The sequence below is a fragment of the Vibrio sp. S17_S38 genome, from assembly GCF_014694375.1.
Classification (GTDB): Bacteria; Pseudomonadota; Gammaproteobacteria; order Enterobacterales; family Vibrionaceae; genus Vibrio.
Window position 1 is genome coordinate 31124 of sequence record NZ_JAAUWW010000002.1, and the last position, 25709, is coordinate 56832.

Annotated in this window: 20 protein-coding genes; 13 read left to right on the top strand and 7 right to left on the bottom strand. The window is 39.9% G+C overall.

What is annotated here, in order from left to right; genetic code table 11:
* Positions 1-43 precede the first annotated feature (43 nt).
* The 3 genes from HC725_RS01695 to HC725_RS01705 all read right to left on the bottom strand — a co-directional run bounded on the left by HC725_RS01695 (position 44) and on the right by HC725_RS01705 (position 4417).
* Entirely contained in the window at positions 44-2122 is a 2079-nt protein-coding gene (locus tag HC725_RS01695; RefSeq protein ID WP_190330040.1) for a GNAT family N-acetyltransferase, read from the bottom strand.
* 97 nt (positions 2123-2219) lie between these two features.
* Entirely contained in the window at positions 2220-3194 is a 975-nt protein-coding gene (locus HC725_RS01700) for a ParB/RepB/Spo0J family partition protein (RefSeq protein ID WP_190330041.1), read from the bottom strand.
* Positions 3194-4417: an AAA family ATPase gene (locus HC725_RS01705; RefSeq protein ID WP_190330042.1), complete on the bottom strand. Its 1224-nt coding sequence runs from the start codon at positions 4415-4417 to the stop codon at positions 3194-3196. Before HC725_RS01705 ends, HC725_RS01700 begins: the two co-directional genes overlap by 1 nt.
* A gap of 1314 nt (positions 4418-5731) precedes the next feature.
* On the opposite strand from HC725_RS01705, the gene HC725_RS01710 reads away from it, so the two are divergent.
* From HC725_RS01710 to HC725_RS01725, 4 genes are all read left to right on the top strand, one after another.
* Positions 5732-7708 (top strand): replication initiator protein RctB domain-containing protein, encoded by a 1977-nt coding sequence (locus HC725_RS01710; protein ID WP_190330043.1) that lies wholly within the window; start codon positions 5732-5734, stop codon positions 7706-7708.
* A gap of 496 nt (positions 7709-8204) precedes the next feature.
* A complete protein-coding gene (locus tag HC725_RS01715) occupies positions 8205-8402 on the top strand; it encodes a PA3496 family putative envelope integrity protein (RefSeq protein ID WP_190330044.1) in 198 nt (65 codons plus the stop codon).
* A 152-nt stretch (positions 8403-8554) separates the two neighbouring features.
* Positions 8555-8764, top strand: coding sequence for a DUF3283 family protein (locus HC725_RS01720; RefSeq protein WP_190330045.1), 210 nt, complete (start codon positions 8555-8557; stop codon positions 8762-8764).
* Positions 8765-8861: 97 nt separating this feature from the next.
* Positions 8862-9584: a YebC/PmpR family DNA-binding transcriptional regulator gene (locus tag HC725_RS01725; RefSeq protein ID WP_190330046.1), complete on the top strand. Its 723-nt coding sequence runs from the start codon at positions 8862-8864 to the stop codon at positions 9582-9584.
* Positions 9585-9893: 309 nt separating this feature from the next.
* On the opposite strand, the gene HC725_RS01730 is transcribed toward HC725_RS01725, so the two are convergent.
* On the bottom strand, positions 9894-10880 hold the full coding sequence (locus HC725_RS01730) for an HAD family hydrolase (protein ID WP_190330047.1): 987 nt from the start codon (positions 10878-10880) through the stop codon (positions 9894-9896).
* 114 nt (positions 10881-10994) lie between these two features.
* Entirely contained in the window at positions 10995-12542 is a 1548-nt protein-coding gene (locus HC725_RS01735) for an arylsulfatase (RefSeq protein ID WP_190330048.1), read from the bottom strand.
* A gap of 302 nt (positions 12543-12844) precedes the next feature.
* Between HC725_RS01735 and HC725_RS01740 the strand changes: the two genes are divergently transcribed.
* From HC725_RS01740 to HC725_RS01775, 8 genes are all read left to right on the top strand, one after another.
* Complete coding sequence (locus HC725_RS01740; protein WP_190330049.1) at positions 12845-13831, top strand: AAA family ATPase; 987 nt, start codon at positions 12845-12847, stop codon at positions 13829-13831.
* A gap of 10 nt (positions 13832-13841) precedes the next feature.
* Complete coding sequence (locus HC725_RS01745; protein WP_190330050.1) at positions 13842-14780, top strand: DUF58 domain-containing protein; 939 nt, start codon at positions 13842-13844, stop codon at positions 14778-14780.
* 1 nt (position 14781) lies between these two features.
* Positions 14782-15285, top strand: a complete 504-nt coding sequence (locus HC725_RS01750) for a DUF4381 domain-containing protein (protein WP_190330051.1) — start codon at positions 14782-14784, stop codon at positions 15283-15285.
* The gene (locus tag HC725_RS01755) at positions 15282-16328 is read left to right on the top strand and encodes a vWA domain-containing protein (RefSeq protein WP_190330052.1); all 1047 of its coding nucleotides are present in this window, start codon (positions 15282-15284) and stop codon (positions 16326-16328) included. The genes HC725_RS01750 and HC725_RS01755 overlap by 4 nt, the downstream gene beginning before the upstream one ends.
* Positions 16321-18009, top strand: a complete 1689-nt coding sequence (locus HC725_RS01760) for a VWA domain-containing protein (RefSeq protein WP_190330053.1) — start codon at positions 16321-16323, stop codon at positions 18007-18009. The genes HC725_RS01755 and HC725_RS01760 overlap by 8 nt, the downstream gene beginning before the upstream one ends.
* Positions 18006-19280, top strand: a complete 1275-nt coding sequence (locus HC725_RS01765; protein ID WP_190330054.1) for a BatD family protein — start codon at positions 18006-18008, stop codon at positions 19278-19280. Before HC725_RS01760 ends, HC725_RS01765 begins: the two co-directional genes overlap by 4 nt.
* Positions 19281-19362: 82 nt before the next feature.
* The gene (locus HC725_RS01770; RefSeq protein WP_190330055.1) at positions 19363-20325 is read left to right on the top strand and encodes a LysR family transcriptional regulator; all 963 of its coding nucleotides are present in this window, start codon (positions 19363-19365) and stop codon (positions 20323-20325) included.
* Between the two features lie 90 nt (positions 20326-20415).
* On the top strand, positions 20416-22722 hold the full coding sequence (locus HC725_RS01775; protein ID WP_342365911.1) for a tetratricopeptide repeat protein: 2307 nt from the start codon (positions 20416-20418) through the stop codon (positions 22720-22722).
* A gap of 102 nt (positions 22723-22824) precedes the next feature.
* Here the strand turns inward: HC725_RS01775 and HC725_RS01780 are convergent, their stop codons facing one another.
* Positions 22825-24219, bottom strand: a complete 1395-nt coding sequence (locus HC725_RS01780; RefSeq protein WP_190330056.1) for an MATE family efflux transporter — start codon at positions 24217-24219, stop codon at positions 22825-22827.
* A gap of 56 nt (positions 24220-24275) precedes the next feature.
* On the opposite strand from HC725_RS01780, the gene HC725_RS01785 reads away from it, so the two are divergent.
* On the top strand, positions 24276-25202 hold the full coding sequence (locus HC725_RS01785; RefSeq protein ID WP_190330057.1) for an AraC family transcriptional regulator: 927 nt from the start codon (positions 24276-24278) through the stop codon (positions 25200-25202).
* Positions 25203-25208: 6 nt separating this feature from the next.
* On the opposite strand, the gene HC725_RS01790 is transcribed toward HC725_RS01785, so the two are convergent.
* Complete coding sequence (locus HC725_RS01790) at positions 25209-25544, bottom strand: PBPRA1643 family SWIM/SEC-C metal-binding motif protein (protein ID WP_190330288.1); 336 nt, start codon at positions 25542-25544, stop codon at positions 25209-25211.
* Between the last annotated feature and the right edge of the window lie 165 nt (positions 25545-25709).

The following is a 25709-nucleotide window of genomic DNA, read 5'->3' on the forward strand; positions in this document are numbered from 1 at the left end:
CCAAATATTAACGACAGATGGATTTACACTGTAAATTGAAGGTTTATAACAATGCTATTATTTGTTTGATCTGCTGCTCAATCATTTTTCGGCCTGACAAATGGCATAACTCCCCTACTTCTTTCCATGATTGTTGCTGCAATACACGGGACACGAGGCAGTCGAGTCCAACCATATCTGAAAATGAATAGCTTCCACATAATCGCTGCCAAACAAAATCGTCTAACTCAAAATGGACAGATTCAAAACTATTGCCACCTTGAAGATAGTTTTCAACTAAAGGTGACTTATCTATAACCGATGGCTTAGAAATTTGCTCAGTCAAGATTCCCATCACCACATCAACTTCTAAATATTGAAAAACGTTAGACAGCAAAAATTTAAATTCTTGTCCAAAGCGGTCATGTGTACTTTCAAGCCAAGTCTGGGCATCAAAAGATAGAGGGGCAATCATCACTGCAGAATAACAACCACTCGCTTGATCTCGGTGACTGCCTAACTTAACTAAACTAAATTGCTCAGACCAAAATCGGATTAAATCCGATGTCGCTCCAAAGCTGGTGGAAAGAAAATCAACTTTATCGATAAGTTCTAATTGCAGTAAGTTCAACGCTTGCTGCCCAATACCTTGGCGTTGACATTCTGGATGCACCGCAATTCTCATGATTCGTGCGCTAGTTTGAATCGCCGCTTGCTCAATGGATAAATGATTAGATAGATAAGAGGCGACTAAATACCCTTTAGGTCGTCGCTTTCCTTGTTGGATTTCTGTCACCAACTCAGGCGATAAACCACCTTCTAGATTAATCACAATACAGCCCAATAATGAATCTTGAGATTGAATAATGTATAAACTCATTGCTTGGTCATCGAGTAATTGGAACAAATCATTAGGCGTCGTTTGATAATGCGCATTCACCAATAATTCAAACACAGAATGTAAGAGGGCGGGTTGATTTAGCAATTGCTCTTTATCGATAAGCTGTAATTGAATATCAATGTGCGATGTTGGGGCAGGTGTGATATCACTCGCTAGCAGGAAAGTATCAAATAGCCATAATTCTAATGGATCATTTTGCTGCCAACGTATTGGTTGAAGTAATTCTTGATGCTTCCAACCATCGCGGTTTTCATCTAACCACTGCATAAATTTAAGCGTAAATCCACGCCCACAACCTTCATAGCCATGTACCGTTGAGCTAAACACCATACGATGATAATGCTGGGTCATTCGTTTCAACATTGATAAAGGTAAAGCGGCAGCTTCATCAACCAACAATAAATCACATTCAGGCTTATTTAACAGCAGTTTATCTGGCGCGATAAACAACAAGCGAGAGCCGTTATCTAATTCCAGAGACATTCGATTTTGTTGCTTTATATTTTGCTCGAATTTAGCGTATATTAATTCAGTAATAGCATGGTCAAATACGCTTGATAATGATTTGATTGAAGCCGCGGTAATTATTATCGTACGTGGATGTTCAGACATAAGTTGAGCGGCAGCCATTCCTAAACAAGCCGATTTACCTCGTCCACGATGAGCCGTTAATACTAAAGGTCGCTTTCGATGCCCCGATAATACCTTCCTAATTCCTTCAATTGCAGCAAGCTGATCTTGAGTTTTACCTTCAATAAAAACCGTCGGTAAATTTGATTTCACAATCTGATTGTCATCGGAAGAAAAAAGTAAAGGTGAATCTAGCTCTTCAACTCGTGGCCATTGAGTTAGATGCTGTTGTAACCACATTTTACTATGCGATGATACAAGCTGATCACTATTAATAATGAATAGCAAACCTCCTGCTTTTAATGCACCACATGCAGCAGTGAAACTATTGGCATCAAAACCGGCTCTTAGGTCAAAAATCAATAGCTCAGCTTCCTGCCCTAAAATTTGTGCGCCTTGCTTATAATCAAAACATCTATGCTTAAAATCACCAATAATATCTTCTTTCTTTCCAAAGCAAGCGATTTGGGAACCAGATAAACCCGCATGGTGAATATACTGTTGAATAAGATATTCTGAATCTGCATCATCAAGATTGAAACAAACGGCAGAGCGATGTCCATTCTGAGTTAATTGAGTCTGGAATTGCAGTAAAGAAGAGAGGGCGTTCATACTATCACACGGTTAAAATCGAATAAGGTAAGCATACCATAGGCGTAAAAAAGCCGCACATCGATGAAATGCGCGGCTTATAGATACATCACATTAATTAATCAATCTTACTTTGGACAAAATCCAAAATGGCTTGCATGGTTTCATCATCTATTTTTTTAAGTGACAAAGATAAGCTAGACCCTTTACGCAAATAGCTGATGCGACCTTTGACCAAATCCACTTTATCTACGCTTTTTTTCGTCTCTGTCGGGTGGAGCTCTTCAATCCAATCTTCTAACTGAGTAGAAACATCTTTAGTTAAGCGGGCAACACCTTGCGAGCCTGATTGCTTCCAAATATCACCTTGTTGTGAACGACATTTTTCCAACAATAATGTTTGTGATTTTTTAGGTAATGAGTGATATAACTTGTGCAACTTCACGATAGTTGGACGACCGACATCACTAACATTTGGATAGGTCGTCAATATCTCAATTGGTAAAGCCGCCGCTTTCAATGCGCCACTCACTAAAGCTTCGCTGCATTGGAATATTTGCGCTAGAGATTTTTGATCCGTTGCTTGGCCAGAATCCAACTTAAGCTGCATTTCACGCCCACGCTCATACAAAGATAACGGCTTATGAGTATTCGCAACATCCGATAAAAACTTAGCATGCTCAGCTTCGATATCATCTGCCACATAAATTAAGAAGTCTTTTTGTGCCAAAATACATGACATACGACGACGACTGCCATCAAGAACTTCAATTTTACCATCTTTATTACGTCGACCAACCGCTGGATATTGCTGACCACGTTCCTTTAATGTCACTAAAATATCGGATAAAGCATGCTCATTTAAGAACGATTGTTCACGAGAGTTTTGAGCAAACACGACCGTTTTATTTTCAATGTCAGCCGCAGGGATCGACATCAGTTCAAAAGCAACAAGCTCTTTCCCTGCAATCGCTAATTCAATCACTTGGGCTTTTTCTTTGACAGCAGCTTGCGCTTCAACAGGTGAAGTTGCTCGACGCTTATTCGCTTTGCCAAATAATTTTGCGTTTAGTTCAGACGTTTTAATCGCCATTATTCATTCCCCTGGTTTAATGATGCCCAGTGACTATGCATCACTCGCTCAAGTTCTAATGCACTTTTATGAATCGCATCTTGCGCGACGGCTAGCGTTTTTTTGCCACCTTCAAAATCACTCGCGGTTAAATCAAACACGGTACTGTAAGTATCGGCGCAGGTTTCAAAAGCACGACTTCTTGGGATCGTCGCCATCATGACTTGTTCTGCCAATAAATAATTCATCTCCGTTAATACAGAAACTTGTTTTTTATTATCATCTTCAAACATCGTAGGCATTAACCGAACGAATTCCAAGCCTTGCCAATCATCAGGAAACATTTCATATACAGTAGGTAAATGTTGGAAAAAGTTAACCGTCGATGCCCAATCTAAACGTTTTGCAGCACAAGGGATCAAAAGAGCATTAGAGGCATACATTGCATTCCATACCAATGGATCAACATGAGGTCCGGTATCCATCATGATAATATCGAAGTCATCAGCAATTTTATCAATTAACTTTTCTTTCAATAACTTAACAATATCAAGAGACTGGTTTTGTGAAAGGTGCTGCCAAGCTTCCGCATTAAACATCGCATCTTCTGGAAAGGCAGAAATCGTCTTTAAGTTAGGATATTGAGTAGGTAACAGCACATTTCTGCGTAAAAATTCCGCATCAACATCGACACCTTCAGGCACATTATCGAGCATCACATCAACAGCAGAATAGATTTCATCACGGTCTTCCACACTAATTTGTGGATTCAAAAATAAACGCAAAGAGCCCTGTGGATCTAAATCGATTAAACAAATACGGTAACGTTTATCAAGGTTTAACGCCAAACAAGCAGCTACATGAACGGCTGACATCGATTTCCCTGTGCCACCTTTTTGGTTCTGCACATTTACAATCCAAGGTTTATTCGATGTATTCTTCTTTTGTTGATAAAACATTGGTGCGCCGGCTGCATCCATTAATTGATGAGCTTCGCTTAATGTAATGGAATAATGATTAGCATTATTTTTAGTAAACTGGTGGCCATTTGCTTCCATTTTTGCGATAGCTTCATCGAGTTTACGACGAGTTAGACCAGAACGAGTTTCCATTAATGCCTTCGACATTGGAGGAAAATGTTCTTCTTTACGCTCTTCTAAAACAATCTCGATACGATCCGCTTGAACTTGCTTCGTCAGTTCAGCTAGACGTTCCAGATTTTTAATTGTCTGTTCTCTTTTCATCAGTAATTCCAATCATTCGACCGAGATAAAGAGTGTACAACAAAAAACCAAAATTCAGCAATAAGCTGAACGGTTATTTATTAATTATTTTTCATTAAAATAGGTAACTTCATTCATAAAACTGTAAATACTCTGTAAAGCGCTATTTTAATACTATTTTTTACATGATAAATCCCTTGATAATATCAAAACCAAAAAAGTGTTACAGCGTCACAAATTTACAATGTAAATATCCCATCCAGATAGGAATATAATAACTTAGACCATCAATTATATACGGAACGATTATCTTAATTGGCTAAACTACAGCCAATGTAGTTTCAAATAAGCGATAACGAAAAATTCTAATGTTTAATATAGAAAGCACATTTAAAAAGAGTATAGATAAAGAAGTCTCGGACAATTTATTCCTATAACCTATATTACTGGCTCAGAAATCACGTAGAAAAATATAAAAATGAATAAAAGCTATAACTTCTAGCATGATTAAAAAGGGAAATTCCATAAAAAATACAGAAATTGAAGATAATTAATTAAGAATATCAGCCCTATAAACTTATAAGATCTGAATAATAGCGGAAAGATGATCAAGGAATACTAAGTGAATAAGGGGAAAATATAGATTCCTTCTTGATCATGCTTCTAGATAGCAAAGCGAGCACCAAACAGAACCATGATCAAGGATAGCCCATGAAAATAGAAATAATACGAAGGCGGGGGGATTAGGATCAATGATCAAGGCTTAATCTAAAGTGGAAGCATGTAAAGCCTTATCTAGATTACGATGGATGTAATTTGAATTAACAATATATTATTATTAAATAATCAGGAAACACCGCCGAACTCTTGATCATCGTTCCTAAAAAGCATCATTAACATAAAAATGAATAAAAAAGAGATGCCTTAGTTTATCTTATCGATAATCAGCTCAACATATGGCCACAAAAAATGAAAAATCCTGTGGATAACATGTCTATTTTTATTGATCATAGTTTCGATCTTACATTGATCATGCTTCTATTAATTAATGATCATGCTTCTAAATGAAATTGATCATACTTCCGATCTTACATTGATCATGCTTCTAATTAATCAATGATCATGCTTTCCAAATCTAAAAAAATAATCTATTTAAATACAATTAATTACAATGAAATCGCCAGCCAGATCATTAGATCATATAAACAATATAGATCATATAAACAAAAGATCAGTTATATAAATCAAGAGCATTTTTTTCTTTCTTTTTTGATCTTTTTTCTTTATTCTCTTGGAACTATGTACTCATTACGATAAATGCGAAATGGAATTGTTATGTCAAGCCAAGAAAAGATCTTAATTGAATTACCTCGAACACACAAAGACGGTCATTTATTTAAGATCTCAGATCAAATTATTAATTGGATTGAACAATATCAACATTTCAAAGGTGTCACGCGAAGTATTATTGAACTTCTTAATCTCATTTCACTCCGTGGTTTATCAAGCAAAGATGGTCTGGTCTCTACCACTGAATTAATTGAAGCAACTGATGGCCAATTAACTCGAGCCGCAATTCAACAACGATTACGGGCAGCCGTTTCTATCGGTTTATTCCAACAAATTCCTGTCCGATTTGAAGAAGGATTAGCAGGAAAATCGATGCTGCATACGTTTGTTAACCCAAATCAATTAATATCATTGTTGGGATCAAGCAGCTTAAAAACTGAATTTACTAGACAAACTGAAATCCAAAAGCGCTCAAAAGCATTAGCACAAACCCAAGTTAATCGACAGCTACTCAACGAGCATGGTTTATATACACCACCAGCAATGAGAAATGAAGCGGATCAATTCATTGTCTCTCCGACTAATTGGGCAGGGATCATAGATCAAGCATTAGCCCCGCCAAGAACAAGAAAAAGTTACCAAAAATCAATGGTTACTATTTCTGGAACACGCGCAATCATTGAAACAAGATCATCAAAAAATATTATGACCGTTGATGATCTGATGACTCTGTTTGCCTTGTTTACACTCACCGTTCAATACCATGAACACCATCAAGATGATTTTCATGTTGATGCGAAACAAATGCCAAACAAGACACCGTTGTATATTACCGATATCCTATCTTTACGCGGTAAAAAAGACAGTGGCCCAGCTCGAGATTCCATTCGCGACAGTATCGACCGTATTGAATTTACCGATTTTCAATTGCATGAGTTAACGGGTCGCTGGCTAAGCGAAAACATGCCAGAAGGATTTAAAAGTGATCGTTTCCGATTTATTGCTCGAACGATCACGGCGTCCGATGAAGCACCAACTGAAAACTCAGCCGGTGAAATCAGGATCAAACCTAATCTGTACATTCTGGTCTGGGAACCTTCCTTTTTTGAAGAATTATTGACTAAAGATTACTTTTTCTTATTCCCTCCAGAGATTTTGAAGCAACATACCTTGGTTTTCCAGCTGTATACCTTCTTTAGAAGCCGTCTAGTACGTCGTTTGACTGAATCTATGCTACTCAGTGAAATTAATCAGAAACTCTCTAGGAACATCGAATGGCGTCGATTTTCAATGGATCTTATTCGGGAGTTGAAGAAACTTTCGGAAGGTAAATCTACAAAAGATCTTTTTGTCGTTAATTTGTGGGGGTATCACTTAACGATCACCAATATTATGGAAAAAGAGAAGATCATTGATTATCAGATGGATATTCGTTGCGATGCTGAAGAAGTTCTCCGTTTCTCTCGTGCAAGGACCACCAATGCTGGTAAGAGAAATATGGCACCTACATTGCCAAACCCACTGCGCCATGAATTAGTATCAAAGCAGAAACTGCAAGAATTGGCTGAAATCATTGATGGTGAGTTTGAGCCTATCCAACGTAAAGCTCCGTCACCACGTGGGCGATTAGGTCGCCGCGTGAAACAGAAAAAACACCTAGTTGAAATTAATGCTGATGAGTTGATCATTACTCTATCTAAATATACTTCACCAGAAGCGCTAGAACGCAGTTTAACGGCTCTTTCGGCTATGACAGGGCATCCATATGCTTCTATCAAAGAAGAATGCGATGAGCTCATTGACAAGCTCGATTGGCTACGAGTCGGTGAAACCATCGTACCGTATGAAACATTGAGTAAAACGGTTGAATTATTTAATCAAGAATCAAAAGATAAGCATTTATCAATAGAGCGTGTGATTGCTGGTTTGGCGGTTAGGCGAAAAGTTTGCAAGCAAGTCTATGGAGGTCATTTAGACGAAACGGTTATTCGTGCATTAAATGAAATGGCAGCAGACAGTTAAGCGCTAATTTAATGATTTTATTATAAAATTCATCAAACCCAACGATATTATCTTTGGGTTTTTTTGGAAGCATGATCAAGGTTAACCTTGATCATGCTTCCTTAGTTAGTTGGATGTTAGAATATTTGGCGTGAACATTTTTATTACTTTGATGAATGCTTTTCGCCGATAACGAATAGCAAAATTATAAATAGATACTTGCTAGAAATAAAAATTTATCTAAAATGCGCGCGATCTGCTATTTATTATTATGGAAGACAAAATAGTTGGTGATGAAAGGGCGATATGGTTGTCCGATTAAGAGGTGCTTTTTTATGGACATTTTTTGCTACAGCACTCAATTTATATGCAAAGGGAAACTGCATTGTTTTGCTTAATTGGCTGTGTTGTAAGTTAAGTCTGATTGAAGTCACAATCTCTATATTATTCACTTAACAAGGTGATCATTTCTTGCTTAATATTCATCTTGTTTCTACATGCTTTTCTGGAGGTATTTATGTCAATTAACTCAATCAATCATGATGACATGACCGATATCACGACATCTTGGGACAAAAAAGATGACTCAATTGCTCAAGCGGATTCAAAACAAATGAAGAGTGCTGAGGCAAGACGCAGAATCGAAACATTACGAGAAATTCGTGAAAGCGGATTAACGTTGGAAGAAGCAAGAGAATTAGGTTTGATCCATTAATCAATACTAAATCTTAAGATAAGTTATGGGCAGGGTGAGCCATTCACCCTGTTTTATTAATTTACACTGTAAAATCCCGCAATATCTTTTATTTTTCGTTTACGCCTATGGTATATTTCGGGGTATTACGACTCCAAAATACAGGCCATCTTATGTCGATTAATCTATCTTTGCTGCCACCAGCAGAAAAAAACAAGATCGAATTGGATAAACAAGCTTCATATTTTGTATGGCAATTAAAGCAAGCGAAAGCTGGACCGGAATTGTTGTTCAATGAAGCCGAAAAAATCCGCGACCCTAATGAGCGAACTTTTTTTGAGCAAGCAATACAAAAATACAAACGGATTATGGGAGTAGCATAGCTTTCATTAGTATGGCGGTCGTGGTCCGAAATCATAAGTTTGCATAGAAACTTGTGGTCACATTCAGCATAAAATTAAAATCAGAGAGAATATTCCCATGGGAAGAAGTTTTGAAGTGCGCAAGGCCTCAATGGCAAAAACAGCAGGCGCAAAAATTAAAGTTTATTCAAAGTACGGTAAAGAAATTTACGTTGCTGCTAAAAATGGCGGCTCTGATCCAGATATGAATTTATCACTTAAACATCTTATTACTAAAGCCAAACGAGATAATGTGCCTGTGCATGTTATTGATAAAGCGCTAGACAAAGCTAATGGCGGAGGTGGTGAAGACTTCCAACCTGCACGTTATGAAGGCTTTTCTCCGGGCGGCGCAAGTGTGATTGTCGATTGCTTAACCGATAACGGTAACCGTACTTTCCAAGATGTTCGCCAATGCTTCGTTAAAACGGGTGCGAAAATTGGTAGCCCTGGTACCGTTGCGCATATGTTCGACCACCAAGCGGTGTTCCAATTTGCTGGCGAAGATGAAGATTCGATTCTTGAAGCACTTATGATGCAAGATGTTGATGTCACTGATATTGAACTTGAAGATGGCATGATCACTGTATTTGCACCACATACTGAGTTCTTTAAAGTAAAAACAGCATTAAGTGCTGAGTATCCAGATCTTGTTGTGGACGTTGAGGAAATTACTTTTGTTCCTCAAACGCACACTCCAGTCACGGGTGACGATTTAGTTAAATTCCAAAAATTCTTAGACTTACTCGACGATTGTGATGATGTTCAACAGGTTTACCACAACGCAGAAATTGAAGAATAATATTGTGATTTGTTAGTATGAATATCTTGAACACCGAGCCCATAAACTCGGTGTTTTTCTTTCGATACTGTTATATTTTACAAGTGTTTATCTTAAGTAACTAACTAACTAACTAACACTGCTTTTAACTTGTTGATTTTAAATTCTTAGTTTTCTATTTGAGCTGCGGTAATTAAATCGTTACTCGTATTATTTTAAATACATATAAAAAATGGTCTTCTGGTAGACTATTAAATTGTCACATAAAACTATCCTAGATCATTATCTATCTAGGACAGCCCCTTAAGTTCATCTACGCTCGATTAGACTTTAATCCGCAAAAATTTGTTTCCAATCTTGCTTCATATCAACCACGTTCCAGTTGTCTTTTTTAGCCAGTGGAAGCGCTTTTTCTAAATGACCAACGGAAGAGTTTTTATCATAAGCCCATTCACGCTTTTCATCGGTATGGTGAATGAGTAGTGCAAAGCTTGAATACGATGAACTTTTTGTCCACTGCAACATTTCTAAATCACCATCAGAATTACCCGCTGCGAAAACCGGTTTTTTTCCAATGTAGGTTTGAATTGATAATGGCTTTTGTGCTTTATCATTATTCACATTAATTTCAGCTAAACGCATGATAGTTGGTTTACCATCGATGACTTTATATTCTTGTTTGAGCGAAGACCCTAAAATCTGTTCTTTAGGGATACCGTAGACTTCAGATGCCCAAGCGCGCATAAAGTCCACTCCTCCCCCTGAAACAATATAGGTTTTAAAATCATTGTCTTGTAAGTAGTGTAATAGTTCTATCATCGGTTGATAGACCATTTCAGTAAACGGACGTTTGGTATTAGGGTGACGAGCGGTTTTTATCCATGCTTGTACTGCGGCATCAAAGTCATCACTGCTCATGCCTGCGTGGCTCGCCATTACAATTTTCATTAAGCCTTCCATGCCTGACTTTTTGATTCCTTCTAAATCCCCTTTTAATACTGATGCAAAAGGTTCTTCTGTCTTCCATTCTGGGTGTTGGTTCGCTTTCTCTTTTATTTGTTCTAAGGCGAAATAAAGTTGGAAATACACCGGCTTCTCTGCCCATAAAGTCCCATCATTATCAAAGGTCGCAATACGATCGGATACGGGAATAAATTGTTTTGAGTCGGGAGTGGTAGTTTGTTGAACATATTGAATAATACTTTTTTTAGCCGCGGTATCATTCCATGATGGTAGGGGATCTACCTCCGTACTGGCGAGTACTTGATGACTGATTACAGTGACTAGCACCACACTTAATATCCGTAAAAATTTCATAATGTGCCCTTAATCAATACGAGTAATACGCTATTTTTTGTCTAATTTGATAAAAATAAGGCCTGCAATTAGTGGCAGGCCCTATATGACTTTACTTCGAATAAGCTCAATTAATTACTTAGTGGTGGGTGCTTCAGAAAGTTTCTTCATCACGTCATCTAAGTTAAATGTTGCTGGTGTTTGGCTTGGTGGGAACTCTTTGAATGTTTCCAAGAACTTTCCTACGTAAGCTTGTGCTGGTACATAGAGATAAACATGGTCCATTACCCAATCCCAATAGGTATTAGATGTGATATCTGCTTCTTCATATGGATCTGAACGTAAGTTAAATAGCTTAGGAGTACGCAGTGGTGTGAATGGGTCTGCCCATAAAGCTAACGTCCCTTTCGTACGTTGCTCCATAAAGACGATTTTCCAACTTTCATAACGAAGACCAACTAATTGACCATCATCATTGAAGTAGAAGAATTCTTTACGTGGTGACTCTTTTACTTTGCCTGTTAGGTAAGGTAATTGGTTATAACCATCTAGGTGAACTTTGAAAGTTTTATCCCCAACTTTTTTACCTTTAAGCAGCTCTTCTTTCACTTTTGTTTCACCAGCGGCCGCTGTTAACGTTGGTAACCAATCAAGACCACTGACAATACCATTGGCAATGCTGCCTGGTTTGATGTGGCCAGGCCAACGGATCATAGCAGGAACACGGTAAGCACCTTCCCAGTTGGTGACTTTTTCACTACGGAATGGACTATTACCTGCATCTGGCCATGTGTTTTTATGTGGGCCATTATCGGTGGTATATAACACAATGGTATTATCCGCTACACCTAGATCATCAAGTTTTTTAAGAATAGCGCCGACTTGATTATCATGCTCAATCATACCATCAGCATATTCAGTGCGTGAGTTAAGACCAGGCTTATCACGATGCTCTTCTTTCACATGGGTACGGAAGTGCATACGAGTTGCGTTCCACCAAACAAAGAATGGCTTATCCGCTTTAACTTGTTTTTCCATGAAATCCATTGCCGCAGATGAGGTTTCTTCATCAATGGTTTCCATACGTTTACGAGTCAGTGGACCTGTATCTTCAATTTTTCCGTCAGAATAAGAGTGAATAACACCACGTGGACCAAATTTCTTTCTAAATTCAGGGTCAGTCGGGTAGTTACGTTGTTCCGGTTCTTCTTCGGCATTTAAATGGTAAAGGTTACCAAAAAACTCATCAAAACCATGTTGGGTAGGTAGGAACTCATCGCGGTCACCTAAATGGTTTTTACCAAATTGGCCAGTTGCATAACCAAGTGGTTTTAAGAGTTGAGCAATAGTGACATCACGAGCTTGTAAACCAACATCAGCTCCAGGTAAGCCTACTTTGGCCAAACCAGTACGCAGCGTTGATTGTCCTGTAATGAAGGTAGATCGACCTGCGGTACAGCTTTGTTCTGCATAATAATCAGTGAAAATAACACCATCGTTAGCAATTTTATCAATATTAGGGGTGTGGTAGCCAACAAGACCCATTGAATAGGCGGAAATATTGGTTTGACCGATATCATCACCCATGATGACTAAAACATTTGGTTTATCCGATGCGGCAAAGCTACTAAATGAAGCTAATGCCCCACTTATCACTATTGCCGTTTTAAAAAAATTACGCATGAAATCCTCCAGCGCGATAGTCCATGAAAAGGTCGGTATGTACCACTCCCTTCGTTTGCGTCACTTGCTGATATTTTATCGCCAATCTGATGATGAAATATCTAACGTTTTACAAGTTTAAACCATTTTCTTGAAAAGTCAGGGGATATATGTGAAGTGATTGTTAATGAAGTTGTTTTCTTGGAGCAATCCCCCGTTGGTATTGGTTTAATTGTTAATTATAAGTATTATAACCGGAAGTTATTTTTTATACGTATATACTGCAATAAAGGATCTTTTTTGTGTGATTATATGAGGTGAACATGACAATCAATCGTGATTCTATTAAATATTTAGTCGAACATGTTGAACAGTCCGTGATTGGGCAATCTCATGTGGTTAATGCTTTAGTTATAGGTTTATTAACTGGCGGACACATTTTATTGGAGGGTTTACCGGGTACGGCGAAAACTCGTTCAGTAAAGGCGTTAGCTAATGCTTTGCACACTCAATTTGGTCGCATCCAATTTACTCCTGACTTATTACCTTCTGATGTGACAGGAGCAGAGCTATATCAAGAAGTTGACGGTCACCACCAGTTACATTTTCAAGCTGGACCTATTTTCAATAACCTAGTGTTAGCTGATGAAATCAACCGTGCGCCAGCAAAAGTTCAAGCTGCACTACTTGAAGCCATGGCAGAAGGAACGATTACCGTTGGAGATAAAACACATCAATTACCAGAATTATTTATGGTATTGGCGACTCAAAACCCGATAGAACAGGAAGGGACTTATCCTTTACCCGAAGCGCAAATGGATCGCTTTTTATTGAAAGTGAATGTCGATTATCCGCAGCGCAATGCAGAGAAAGATATTATCCGTTTAGTGCGTAGTGAAGAACAAGGTAGCTTACAATCTCGGGCCACCGATGAATCTACTTTTCAATTTGATATTCAAACGGTTTTTGATGCGCGCAAAGAAATCGCAGCGATTGAAGTTTCTGATATGGCTGAAGATTACATCGTTAACCTAGTGATGGCGACTCGTACACCAAGTGATTACCCTGATTCATCGTTACATCAGTGGATTCAAGTTGGTTCAAGCCCTCGTGCTTCGATTGCTCTGGATAAATGCTCCCGTGCTCATGCTTGGCTCAATGGCCGAGATCATGTAACACCTGACGATATAAGAGCCATGGTGCCGATGGTGATGGGCCATCGCTTTATTCTTTCCTATGATGCACTTGCCGATGGAGTGACCCACCAGCGAGTGATTGATGAGTTATTGAGTTGTGTAGCAATCGGTTAGGAGAGGCATTATGGCAACTCAAAACCTTGACCCTAGAGTGTATTGCGGGTTTTCTCGTTTAGTTCGTCTTCAATCACAATCTCACGCTTTTAGTTTTTTACCGCAAATGAATGCAGGAACGGCTTTGGCGGGGCGACATAATTCTCGCTTTCGAGGAAGAGGACTTAATTTTGAAGAGCTTCGCCATTACCAACTAGGTGATGATATTCGTAATTTAGATTGGAAGGTAACGATCCGTACCGGAAAACCTCATGTGAGAACCTACACCGAAGAGAAAGATCGGCATGTATTAATTGCCGTTGATCAGCGTAGTGGGATGTTTTTTTCCTCGCAAGATACGATGAAATCTGTAGTCGCAGTCGAAATTGCCGCGTTAACCGCCTGGAGAGTCCTCAAGGATAATGATCGAGTCGGCTTTAGCTTTATCACTCCACAACGCATTATTCATCATAAAGCCCAGCGTTCTCAAAATGGTTTATTACGAGATCTCAATGAAATGGCTCGGCATAACCAAGCATTAAATATTGAATCTAAGAATGCCAACCATGTGCACTTTAGTGATTGGGTTAAAAGTATTGCCCAGTTAAAACTAAAAGGGGCAACCATTGTGATGATTAGTGATTGGAGTGATACGACTGAGCTGGATATTAAAAGGCTTCAACACCTACAGCAACATAATGACATTTTGAGTCTAATGATCTCAGATCCTATGGAGCAGTGGCTACCTGATCAGGTAATAAATAGCCGTTGGGTGATTGGGGATGGTCACTATCAGCTTAGTTTGGATACAGCATCAAAGCTTGACACTGCCAATGAAACTCTCCGCGCCACGAGTCATATAAAACGAGATCAATTAGCCAAAATTATGGCGATCAACAATTTACCTTTCATTGATTTAGATACTCGTGGTGACCATATCAAGCAATACAAACGTTCGGTTGGAGGTTGATATGAGTACGAACCCCACCCCGCCTTCGAGTTACATTCTGAAAGGGTTACAGGAAGTTGGCTTGCCTGAACCTGTGAGTTGGTGGCCACAAACCATGGGATGGAAAATACTAGCCGGAGTAGGCTTAGTATTACTTATCCTCTGGCTTTACCGGCGAGGACAACGTTGGTGGGGAGATCGCTATCGACGTGAGGCTATCGAGGTCATTAACACACTAGATATCAATAATTCTCAATTTGAGTATCAAGCTTTTGTGATCATCAAGCGTGTGATGGGTTATCTTAACCCTGCAGATCAAGCTTTGTATGGTGAAGAATTTCAGACAGCTTTGAATGCGTATATTCCTAGTGATAGCTCTAAGATTGAAGCCGAACTGCTTAGACGGTGGATGCTGTCACTTAACAGCCGTAAAGAAGCGCTGAATATGGAAGATAAACAGCGAATTCATCAGCATTGCTTATTTTGGATAAGAGAACATCAACCACAAGGAGCTAGAGTATCATGATGTCATCGCTTGAATTTGCTAGCCCTCATTGGTTTTGGATTTTGCCTTTGCCGATATTGGTTTATTTCTTACTGCCAGCTTATCGAACGAAACAAACTGCAACCAAAGTACCCTTCTTCAACTTACTGATAGAAGCAATAGGGGAGGAGCCCTCTGAAGGTGCCACACAGCTTAAGGCTAGTTGGTGGCAACGTATTGCGCTGGTTCTCTCCTGGGGATGCTTAGTGGTTGCTTTAGCTCAGCCCAAGATATTGGGGGAGCCTCAAACTCGTGAAAGTATGGGGCGAGATGTCATGGTAGCTGTGGATTTATCCGGCTCGATGTCTGAACAAGACTTTACCGACCAACAAGGTAACAAAGTTAATCGTTTGGATGCAGCAAAAGCCGTATTGCAAGATTTTGTGGCAGAGCGTAAGGGCGATCGTCTAGGGCTGATTTTGTTTGGTGATGCCGCTTTTATTCAAACTCCTTTTACGGCGGATCATAATGCTTGGTTAACCCTGTTAGAGCAAACCGATGTGTCGATGGCGGGAGAGAGTACTCACCTTGGTGATGCGATTGGTTTAGCAATTAAAACTTTTGAGCAAACCACACCAGGCTCAGAACGCCAAAAAGTGACAATAGTGCTCACCGACGGTAATGATACTGGCAGTTTTGTTGAACCTATTGATGCAGCGAAAGTTGCTGCCGCCAAAGGCGTTCGTATTCATGTGATTGCCATGGGAGATCCAAGCACCGTTGGTGAACAAGCCATGGATATGGATATCATCAATCATATTGCTAGCACGACAGGTGGAAAGGCTTATCAAGCAAAAGACAGTGATGGATTAAAGCAAGCTTATGCCAGTATTAATGATTTAGAGCCTCAGCTGTATGAAAGCACGACTTATCGCCCTAAAGTTTCTTTGCAGCATTACTTTGTGATGGTGGTGATTGTTTTATATTCAAGTCTATTTCTTATCGCGACAGTTAGGAGGAGGCGTTCAGTAAGTTCCTCTCAGCCTACCAATGATATAAACACACAGGAGAGCAAGCATGTTTGATTCTCTCATGTGGCAACAAATGTTGACTCAATTTCATTTTATTCGTCCTTGGTGGCTAGTGGGCTTTATCCCTTTAGGCGCTTTATGGTTTTTACGGTGGCGCGTTGAAGATCATCCACAATGGGCTGATGTGCTACCTGAGCATTTACACAAAGTGTTAACTATTGGTGAGCATGGCTGGAAAAAACAATTACCGTTAAAGGTCTTAGCGTTATGCATCACTATTGGGTTATTGATTTGTGCTGGTCCTACTTGGCAAAGAGAGGCTTCGCCATTTGGAGAAGACAAAGCTGAAATGGTAGTGGTTCTAGATAACTCTGAGTCAATGTTAGAAACCGATCTACCTCCAAGCCGACTTGAACGCGCTAAACAAAAAATACGTGATCTATTAGCCTTACGTGCTGGTGGAAAAACCGGTTTAGTGGTCTATGCGGGTTCAGCTCACACCGCAATGCCACTGACTCAAGATAGCGCGGTATTCACACCATTTTTAACCGCTATTAGTCCCAATATTATGCCGGAAGCGGGAAAGTTCGCAGATAAGGCGCTACCGATTATTGACCAACTATTAAAAGGCAAATTAGGTGGAACTGTCTTGCTCGTTACCGATGGTGTAACTCCTCAAGCTATTGATGCTTATACACAATTTTTTCAAGATAAACCTTATCAGTTATTAATTTTAGCCGCCGGTAACCCTGATCTTGTGGTCAATAACCCTATTGATATGAATTCGCTTAAAGCCTTAGCAAGTGAAACGAATGGTCGATTAGTCATGGCTTCAGTGGACGACAGTGATCTAAAAACGCTAAATAATGCAATTAAACGCAATATGCAAATAAATGGTGAATCAGCCATGCCTTGGAAAGACATGAGTCACTTTCTTATTATTGTGTTAACTATCCTGACGTTATTGTGGTTTAGAAAAGGCTGGTTGGTGCAATGGTGCCTAATTGGTGCATTATCGTTGTCATTTTTACCATTACCTGCTCAAGCTTCCGTTTACTTACAAGCGCAAAAGCCGGCAGCGACCCAAAAGATCACAACTTGGCAACGGGTTTCACAATGGTGGGTGGACCTATGGCTCACCCCAGACCAGCAAGGTCAATGGCTTTTTAATGATTTGAAGTACCTTGAAGCGGCGAAACATTTTAACGATCCTATGCGTAAAGGCATTGCTTATTATTATGCGAGTGAATTTAAACTGGCACAGACTGAGTTTATTGAAGCTAACTCCGATGTGAGCTTATATTACGCGGCAAGTGCTCTCGCTCATCAAAGAGAATATGTGGCAGCTCGTAATTTACTTCGACAGCTTGCAGCAAAAGAAGATATTGCTCCTCGCTTGCTAAAAGATATTCAGAATAACTTACAAGTGATCGACAATATTGTTGAAGATGTGAATCGCATGAGCCAAAGCCAAGCGGGATCAGCAGAAGGGCCGGAAGCCAGTAAAGAGCTTGGCGATCAACCTCAAACTGGCGAAGGGGCGGAAGAGCAAGTTTCTGCCCAAGTCATGGAAAAAGAAACGTTGAACGCAGAACAAATTTTGGGGAGCGATGAATTAGCAGATAAATGGCTCAAAAAAGTCGATGCCGATCCTAAAAGTTTCTTAGCTCGTAAGTTTATGCTGCAACTGCAACAACCTAGTGTGTCGTCAGAAAACGAAGAGGTGCCAGAATGAAGCGATTAAGCTTAATGCTGACTTTTTGGTGGTTAGTTTGGCTAGGTATTGTTCCTATTGCGCAAGCTGATGAAGTGTCGCCTTCTTCAAGCCCATATTCTGTTTCTGTGAAAACCTGGATTGGCCCTGAACATACAACACAAGCAAGAGACTCAGAAAAAGTTTACGCAGTGAATGAGCAAATTGTACTGACGATTGATGTTAGTACACCACGCTGGTTCTTGGGGCCTACGACGATTGGTAAAATTGATATCCCTAATTTGATCGTTAAGCAAAGAAACCAGCTTGCGACGAATTATACCGACCGTAAAGGAGGGGTTACATGGTCTCATCAACGTTGGGAAATTACATTGTATCCTCAATCTTCAGGGACTTTTACGATTCCTCAAATCCCCGTGACAGCAACGATTGCCGGAGAAAGCGGTAAAAAAACACAAGGTACGGTCACGACACATGAGTTCAGTTTTAAAGCCGCCTTACCAGATGCTCAATTGACCGATAAGAAGCAGTGGTTTGCCGCAAGTAAGGTCAGCGTTACACAAAACTGGCAAAGCAGTCATGATCAATTAAAAGTGGGAGATACTATTACCCGCATTCTCACAATCACCGCGGATGATTCACTTTCCATTTTATTACCACAATGGTTAGAAGGACAAAGCACTCCTCATTATCAGGCTTATTCTGATCCCGCTAAATTAGTGGATAAAAGTGTTCGCGGAGATTATCAATCGACCCGTGAAGACAAAGTGGTTTATGTGATGCAACAAGGGGGGGAAGTGAGTTTCCCTGCGTTTAATGTGACATGGTGGAACACAACAAATCACACCGTTGAAACCATTCACATTGAAGGTCAGTCTTTTCAAATTACACATACTTTGCATTCTTTTATTCAAACCTATTGGGTTTGGTTGGCATCATTAATCATGACGGTCATAGCGATCACAATATTGTTGTATTTGGCCGTTCGCTATTATCGTCATCACCCTTTACCACTGGTTATTCAATTTTATCAATCTGTGATGAAAAAAGAGCTTAAAACCGCTCGCTTGTTGTTGTATATCAAACTAAAAAAAGCACGTAATAAAAATGCTTTTTTTCAAGTCGATGACTTACAAGATTTAACGGAAGGAATAGTTCAACATAGTCGTGATAGTAAAAAGATGAAAGGTTACTGGAAGAAGATTAGGGCCAATAAAGCGCCTTTAAATCATTGGCTTCAACCACTTAAATTGAAAAGTGCGTTAGAGAAAACGATGAATAAAACCCACTGATTTGTTAAACGTTTGGTTGTTATTCTGTTAACTTATTGTGTTCGTTATACGATGAAATCTCACTTGTTTTAGTTGGTATAGTATGAAGTCAGCAGATTTAAACCTTATTCCAATATTTATTGTTATCTATGAAGAGTTAAGCTTGTCGAAAGCCGCTAAACGTCTTGGAATTAGCCAACCTGCGGTAAGTAAAGCCTTGAAGCGTTTACGTGATGTTTATGATGACCCATTATTTCATCGTTCAAGCAAAGGGGTGGAACCAACCTCATTTGCGCTGGATGTTTATCCTGCTTTGCTTGCAGCGTTAAATAATTTCAACGCCACTTTACTGGCTTCTAGTGAATTTGACCCTAAAGTTTCAAAGAAAACCTTCTCAATTGCGTGTGTTTCAGCCGTTGAACTTGAGTGGTTTAATCGCTTAATTCAATTAGTACAAAAGAGCGCCCCCAATATAGATTTTGAAATCCATCCACTCTTTACTAAAGATTATGAAACGGATCTTCGACTACAGCGGTATGATCTTATTATTGATATTACGCCATCGTTTCATTCCAACCTTAAACATGAAGTGCTCTTTACTGAAAAGGGCTATGTGATCTGTCGAAAAGAACATCCAAGATTAATGGGTGACACATTAACGTACGAGGCCTTTTTTGCTGAAGAACATGTGGCTTTTTCTCAGTGGCAGGTGAGGGGAAGCATATTGAGTGATCAGCACATGAAGTGTATTGAAATGAGAAAAATACGCCACCGTATACCAGGTGCTGCGGAAATGTTATCGCTGATATCAACCACCGACTTTATCGGTATATTACCTCTCTCGACAGTTGAATCGTTTCAAGCTTTATATCCGGTGAAATTATTGCCACTTCCTTTTGAAAGTGCAGAAATGGGGGTTAGCGTTATCTGGCACCCAAGCCGAACACAAGATGCAGGGCATAAATGGTTACGAGAGCAACTTCATAAGGCACTGGAATACAAAAAGAAGAACATAAAATATCGGGCTGGAAAAGTAGAGAATCATACTATCTGTACTTTACTTTAATGCTCGTAACGACTTAGTTTGAACAGCAAGGCGATGATATCAAGATAAGGTTATCGTCGTTATTTGAAGAAACTCATCAATGAGGTTTGTGTGAAATTTATAACGAGTTTGTGTTTCATGATTGGTTTGGGCTGGATCAGCCTTTTTAACGTGGCGAATGCACTTAGCCTCGCTAATGCCACTAACGATATTAATCCTAATCAAGCCTCAGAGTCTTGTGGCAGTTGTCACCAGCAGCAAGTCGAAGATTGGAAAAGGTCTGATCACTTTCATGCCATGGAAAAAGCGACACAAAAAAACAGTTTAGGACAATTTGATGGCCGCAGTATTCAATATTTAGGTAAGCCAGCGACGTTTTCTCAAGATGATGATGGCAAGCTATGGGTGGATTTTTTTGATGAACAAGGCGAACAGCATCATTTAAATATTATCTATACCTTTGGTTATAAACCGTTACAACAGTATTTATTCGATGCGGATAAGGGGAAATGGCAGTTTATTCCTTTTGCTTGGGATTCTCGATCTCAGCAAAAAGGTGGGCAACGTTGGTTTGTGCTTCACCCTGATGAAACGCCCAATGATACGTTCCATTGGACTCAAAAGGGACAAAATTGGAATCAGATGTGTGCAGATTGTCATGTAACTGATTATAAAAAGAATTATGATACCGCGACCAAAACCTATAAACCTGAATTTTCAGCGATTAATGTCAGTTGCAATGCTTGTCATGGTGATGATGCGAAACATATAAAATGGGCAAATGGTGATAAGAATATTGCGAACAAAGGGTATGACGTCAATATCAAAATGCGCACCCCTATGTTCCATAAAAATGAAAATGGGAAAATGGTTTCTGTTCAACCTCTGGTGAATAGCCAGCAAGTGGAGACGTGTGCCAGTTGCCATGCTCGCAGAGCTCAATTACAAGACCGTAGCTCTCCCCAAGATATTGTGAATGCGTTTACTCCTTCGTTATTGTCTTCCGATCTATATTATCCTGATGGTCAAATTGCGGATGAGGTGTATGTTTGGGGCTCTTTTATGCAAAGTAAAATGCATGAGAAAGGCGTGACTTGTACCAATTGTCATAATCCGCATTCTGGTAAGCTAAAACTGCAAGGCAATGATACTTGTACTCAATGCCACACTAAGACGGAATATGATACGGATTCTCATCATAAGCACGCTAAGTTTAAGCAAGGCAATCAGTGTGTTGATTGTCACATGCCTGCCACAACCTATATGCAAGTGGATCCAAGGCGCGATCATAGCTTTAAAGTGCCAAGACCCGATTTAAGTATTTCGACAGGCTCTCCGAATGCGTGTACCCAATGTCATACCGATAAAGATAATTGTTGGGCTGAACAATCTCTTAAAACATGGTACCCGAATAGTCAGTATCAAGGCCGTTCCCATTATGGCAATATTTTCTATCAAGCCGACACCGGTGCGCTGACGGTGAGTACTGAGCTGTCTAAAATCTCTCAAGATGCGAATTACACAGATATAGTGAGAGCTTCCGCATTGACTCGAATGGCGACCTTGCCTGATGCGAATGCAATGGTTGCGATTGCTCGAGCTGTAAAAAGTGATGAAGTATTGAAAAAACAAGGAGCGATTGACGCTGCAGAAGGGCTTCCAATTGCACAGCGCTGGCGTTTATTAAGCCCATTATTATCTGACTCTGCTTTATCTATTAGGACGGAAGCGGCGCGTGTTCTGGCGCCTATCGTGCCTGATCTTGCTCAGTCTGCAACATTGTCGGCTGAAGAACGAGATAAGTTGAATGAAGTGCTTGATGAGTACCGTAAAGTTCAGGCTTACCAAAGCGATCGTGGTTTTTCTTATGTCGCGCTAGGCAATTTGGCGATTAACTTAAATCGTTTGGATAAAGCGAAAAATAATTTTAATCAAGCGATAGAAGTCGAACCGAACTTTGTACCCGCCTATGTGAATTTAGCCGATGTGTATCGTCGTCAGAACAATGAAATAGAAGCGCAAAAAGTTTTATTAAAAGGTTTGGAGATAGCGCCAGATAACGCCTCTTTATATTATTCTTTAGCCATGAGTTATGTTCGTAGCCAAAGTAAATCTAAAGCGTTAACAGAGTTAGAACAAGCAACCTTAAAAGCGCCGGATAATGTTCAATATCACTATACTTATTCGATATTATTAAAAGACCAAGGCCAACCGAAAAAAGCAATCGAAGCCTTAACTCGCGCGTATCAGCTATCACCATCTAGGCCGGATCTAACGTATGCTTTAGCTCAAGGATATGCTGAGATTGGTGAGTATTTTTCTGCATTACAATATGCACAAAAATTGAAAGTGTTAGCGCCGAATAATCCTCAAGTTGATGCCTTTATTCAGCAACTTAAGGCATTAGCAAATCAATAGACTCAGATTCGGATAATGGAGGAAGTCCGAATGCAAATTACTACGGCATTCGGACTTTTATATCCTTTGTACCATCTAACGTTAAGTAACTAGTACTCATGGTTAGATGGTTTGAATAGTTAGGTTATTCAGCCATTTACGTTTTAAATAACGGGTGAAGCATAAACTGAGTTTAACGACTTCCTCTCCTAGCATAAGCAAATATACCCAATAGAAGCTTAGATCGGCAATAAATGCACCGTAAGCCGTGAGTGGGATCCCAATCAGCCACATGGCGATAAAATCCATACGCAAACAAAAATGATTTTCACCACCTGCGCGTAAAATACCATTGATGATCAGCATATTGAGCATGCGAATAATAATGGCAAAACTCATGATCACAAAAGTAGGCTCTGCCAATTCAAATAAGTCGGGAGAATCCAGATCTAAAAATCCAATCACACTCCCTCGATTAAAAAACAACACCCCACAAACCATGATCCCCATGATAAAAATAAATCGAATAAAGAATCTCGCCATCGCTTGTGCTTGCAAATATTCATCTCGCCCAAGAGACTGACCCAGTAATACCGAGCAAGCCACTGAAATACCCATAAAAATGGCATAACACAAACCTTCAAAAGGGCCAACCATACTGTATACAGCCAGTTCAGTCGTTCCCATATGCCCAAAAATGGTTTGGTAGGTTAAGGTTCCAAAAGCCCATAGCACAGCATTAGCCGCATTTGGGATCGCTAAGCGTTTGTATGACATCCATAAGCGATCATTTTTCTTTTCATAATCACTGCTTATCAGCCAATGGTTTTGCCATTTTAATACGGCTAAGATCAGTAAAACTTGAACGGCTCGTGCAATGGTAGTGGATAACGCCGCTCCCGCAACGCCTAAAGCTGGAACGCCAAAACCGCCGTGGATCAGCCATAAATTTAACCCAATATTTAACGCTATCGTAATGGCTGCAAGGATTAGCGGTAGAACAGCATTACCACTTGAACGTAAGCTAGCTTCTGCTGTGATGACCCAATGGGTGAGCATGAGCAATGGCAAGCTGTACAAAAGATAATCTGCACCTTGGGTAATCACTTGTATATCGTTGGTTTGTACTCGCATGATTTGAGACGAAAAACTGACTAATAAAATAGTGACAGGAACCATAATGATCGAGCCAAACTTCAAAGACATTAAGGTGACGGTTTTAGCGGTCGTCTTATCATTTTTCCCCCAATATTGAGAAACTAAACTGCCGGTAGCAGTCGCCAATGCTGCCATGATCATGATGGCAACAAAATGCCAGCGAGAGGCGATACCTACTGCAGCCGTAGCGCTTTGACCAAAGTCGCTCACCATCAATACATCTGCTAGTGCTAATATAGCAACCAGCGCACTTTGCAATGCAACAGGCAGCGCTAACTTCGCCATTCTTGAAAAAAGATGAGGCGGTAAGTGTGCATGTGAAACGTTGGTTTGATCGTAAGATTGTGGTTGAATGGACATTGGCAGTTTTCCTCATCATGAGGCTGCAAATATAGAAGAGCTTTGGGTAAATCAACATGTTTGAATTCAGAGAAAACCTGTGTGGATCCGTCATTGAACAAAACCTTACTCAGCGTGACTGGCAAGATAAGATTTATCTTGCTGATAGTTGCAAGGAACGGTTTATTGTCCAATCTGAGCTGTCAGAGCTTGGAACTGAAGGCATCACCATGGCAGGATTAGCTGAGTTATCTGATGGATACATTGTTGAGCGTAAACACCCAGAAATTCATACTCTCCTGTTTACTCAAGAAGGGGGAGGGCGACTGCTCACTGAGCAAGGTATTTATGCCATTACGCCAAACACCGTTACCGTTTTACCTGAAAATATCCCGTTTCGTTTTGAGTTGTCGGATAGTCCAAGTTGGAAAATGGCTTGGATTTTATTGCCACCAACAGTCAAGTGGCAGCAAATTGAGAATAGCCTGCAACGAGTTGAGCCAACCCATTTGTGTGAATCTGTGTGGTCTTTACTGAATTTACTTCATCAAGATGGTGTCGATAGAGACGCGCATGGTCGTTCCACTTTTAGGCAATTATTATTGAGTGAATTGACTCGTATTTTATTAGGTTCGACTGACAGCCAGCCTTCTAATGCATCACTTCGAGTGCAAAGCGTGTTTAATCAAGTGGAAGCTCAACTGCATTTACCATGGACAGTGAAAGAGATCGCAAAGCGCAGTTATTTGAGTGAAGAGCAATTGAATCGAATTTCAAAGCTGCTGTACCAGCATTCACCGAGTCAGCAGTTGATCCGTTTAAGAATGGAGAAAGCCGCCGATCTTCTGCATCACCGAGATTGGACGATCGCCATGATCGCCCATCGACTTGGTTACCCTGATCCTTTCAATTTTACCCATAGATTCCGAAAATTCTATGGTCGATCACCAAGAAATTTTCGAAAAAACTTGGCAACCATTCAGGATCTTAACGAGAGTCACTAAGCTAAATTATTGACCACAACATTTTTTGTATTTTTTGCCACTACCACAAAGGCAAGCATCGTTGCGGTTTGGTGTTTTTTCAAAAGTCGTTGGTTTTGGTTTGTTTAAAATGGTCTCTAATTCAATCATATTTTCTTCTTGTTCAGCATCAAGCGTGATATTTGCAATCAATTGATGTTGAGCCAGGATCGCTTCAATTTCAGTTTGGCGATCTTGGCTATTTACCACAATAGACAATGGCGCTTCTTCACTACCAAGTTTGATCTCACGGTTTACGTTATAGCCCGATTTAACATGGTTTTGACGCGTATCGATACGGCCTTTAAAGAATAGTTTTGACATGATCGTTTCCAAATAGAGTTGAGCAATTTGCTTGGCGGCGAGTATACGCACTTTTAAATTTACTTGCTCAAGTTTCGACATTACTCGCTTACATGGTGAAAAATCACGCCTGAAATGCCTTATTAGGTTTTATGTATTAACCGTTCGGTTTCCTATTTAGAGTTA